This is a genomic window from Georgenia sp., from assembly GCF_054605595.1.
This window is the reverse complement of the sequence record NZ_JBTSDU010000212.1, coordinates 1-2,973: the sequence shown is the minus strand read 5'-3', so window position 1 is coordinate 2,973 and position 2,973 is coordinate 1. Positions and strand designations below refer to the sequence as shown.

Sequence of the window (2,973 nt, the reverse complement as noted above, 5' to 3'; positions counted from 1 at the left end):
GGATGGCTGATAAGGGGGATTATCGCGGAGGCGACCTGAATAGATTTGGGTTGGGTCTAGGCTCGGCCCGACACCGCCGAACCAGGGAGGAACTGCATGATGACGTCGACATCCGTTCGCGGCGCCCTCCTCACGCTGCCCGACGTGGCGGGCCTCGCCCGGGTGCAGCGTCCGGTGGTGTCGGTGTGGCGCAGCCGCAGCTCTGGATCGGACCATCCGTTCCCCCCGGCCGTGGTGCGCACTGGCAACCAGGAGCTTTTCGACGCCGGAGCGGTCACCAATTGGCTGGTCACCACCGGGCGGGGCAACAACCCGCACGTCGCGCAGGAGAGCGCGCTCTTCGCGACGTTTCATGGCGCCGACGGCACGGGGGACCAGCTGGCGCGGGACGGCGTGACCGCCCTCCTGACACTGAAGGCACTCACCGAGGAGCGCCTCACCGGGCTGAGGGCGGACGAGCTCCTGGACCTGGGCGACGACGTCGACCAGCACGACGAGATGCTCTACCGCGAGCTTGTAGCGCTCGGTGAGGACCTGCCCGCCCTGGCAGCGCACGTGGACGCGATGACGGACGCCGCGTTCACGCCGGCCGCCGCGTTCGAGAGCGTGATGGCCCATCGCTTCCGGCACGGACTGCCTGGCTACACCGCGACGAGCCTCAGCCCCGCCGCGGTGGATCTGGTAGCCCGGTTGGCGGCGGAGCTGGGCGATGGCTCGTCGCTGACGTTCGTGGACCCGTCGGGCGGCAGCGACCTGCTGGTCGCCGTGCGCCATCACCTCCCTGAGGATGCGGACCCTGTGGCCGCAGTGAATGGTGGGGCCGGGCGGCTGGAGCGTCGACGGCTTGTCACGCACGGGTGGCACGTGACGGCCGCTGAGGCCGACGTGGACGAGCGTCTCGCACTGCGGGCTGGGTCCCTCGTCATTGCCCAGTACCCGTCACCGACCGCCCCTGAGGTCACCGACGCCGAGGTGCTCACGGCAGTGGACGATGTTGCGCTCGCCATGGGCGAGCACGATCGGGCAGTGATCCTCGCACCGGCGAGCGCGCTGGTTGACGGGACCCGATCGCGGGAGATCGAGCAGGCTCGCTCGGCGCTGCTGCGCACCGACCGCGTCCGTGCCATGGTGCGGCTCCCGGCGGGCCTGTGGACCGCCCGTCCTCGGCAGCGGTTGGCGCTGTGGGTGCTGGGCCGGGCGCACCCGGACGTCGCCATCGCCGACCGATGGGTCGCCGTCGCCGACCTGACCACGGAGCTCGACGCCGGGGCGGTCGAGGATCTTGTCACCGATGTCGTCGCGGCGCTCGGCACGCGTGCTGAGGTGCACGGCCACGCCTTCCGCTTCGCCAGGTTGGCCCGCACCAGCGCACTGCTGGCGGCGGGCGGGAACCTGGTCGACGTCCCCCCGCCCTCGGTCCGTCGTCCGCGCCCCATGGCTGGGGAACTCGCCGTGCGAACCACGGTACTGCTCGGCGAGACCGGTCTGACGGTGCCCACCGCCGCGTTCCAGGTCGAGGCACACGAGCCGGGCCGGGGCCGGCTCGTCACCGTTGGTGAGCTCATCTCGGCGAGGGCCGCGCGCATCGTGCCGGGAAACCGGATAGATGACGCCGACATCGCCTCCACCGGATCGATTCGCGTGATCGGCTCCGAGGAGCTCCTGGGGGAGCACGCGATCGGCCAGCGCAACCTTGACCGACTGACCTTCACCAGCCGGTACCCAGCCGGTCGCTTCACCGAGCCCGGCGACATCATCTTCTCCACCGCGGCCGGAGTCGCTGCCATGGTCGACGACGAGGGTTTCGCCGTCGTGCCGACCCCTGCGCGGGTGTTGCGCCTCAACCGTGCGGTCGAGCCGCGCCTCGTCCCGGCTGTGGTGGCCCGGGCGATGAGTGCGGCAACCGGAACGAACTGGCGCACCTGGCCGGTGCCGCTCGTACCCGCAGACCAGGCGGAGAGGCTTGGTGTCACCCTCGCCACCGTCGCCGGTGCTCGCGCCGATACCCAGCGTCGCCTCGCCGCGCTGGAGGAGCTTGCCGACGTCCTCATCGAGGGCACGGCCACCGGTGCCCTCACACTGCATCCCACCCCTGAGACCCCGCACCCGGAAACGGAAGGCTGACCCATGCCCCCCAGGAAGAAGACCACCGCCAGGAAGAAGACCACGGAGCCGGCGGCTCCGACGACGATGAAGGAGCTCAAGGACACGCTCTGGAAGGCGGCGGACAAGCTCCGTGGCTCGATGGACGCCTCGCAGTACAAGGACGTGATCCTCGGGCTCGTCTTCCTCAAGTACGTCTCGGACGCGTTCGACGAGCGGCGCGAGGAGATCAGCGCCGAGCTCGCCGCGGACGGGATGGACGAGGACGACATCGCCGGCTTCGTCGACGACATCGACGAGTACACCGGCCACGGGGTGTTCTGGATCCCGCCGACGGCGCGGTGGGGCTACCTCGCCGAGCACGCCAAGGGCCTGGGGAACCAGACGATCGGTGAGCTAATCGACGGTGCCATGGACCTCATCATGGGGGCGAACCCGACGCTCAACGCGACGCTCCCACGGCTGTTCAACCGTGACAACGTCGACCAGCGTCGGCTCGGCGAGCTCATCGACCTGTTCACCAACGCCCGGTTCACCGGGCAGGGTGCAACCAAGGCGCGTGACGTCCTCGGTGAGGTCTACGAGTACTTCCTGGGCAAGTTCGCCTCGGTCGAAGGCAAGCGGGGTGGGGAGTTCTACACGCCCCCGAGCGTGGTCCGGGTGCTCGTCGAGGTACTCGAGCCCTACAGCGGGCGCGTGTACGACCCGTGCTGCGGCTCCGGCGGCATGTTCGTCCAGACCGAGAAGTTCCTCGACCGGCATGACCAGGACCCCACCGCCATCTCCGTCTACGGCCAGGAGCTCAACGAGCGCACCTGGCGGATGGCGAAGATGAACCTCGCCATCCACGGACTCAACGGCAACCTCGCC

The 2,973-nt window shown here is 69.7% G+C and carries 2 protein-coding genes; both read left to right on the top strand.

From position 1 onward, the window contains the following. Window positions 1-96: 96 nt before the first annotated feature. The gene (locus ACYC1Z_RS14970) at window positions 97-2,124 is read left to right on the top strand and encodes a hypothetical protein (protein ID WP_461410307.1); all 2,028 of its coding nucleotides are present in this window, start codon (window positions 97-99) and stop codon (window positions 2,122-2,124) included. A 3-nt stretch (window positions 2,125-2,127) separates the two neighbouring features. Next, a partial coding sequence (locus tag ACYC1Z_RS14965) for a type I restriction-modification system subunit M N-terminal domain-containing protein (RefSeq protein WP_461410306.1) occupies window positions 2,128-2,973 on the top strand: 846 nt, incomplete at its 3' end.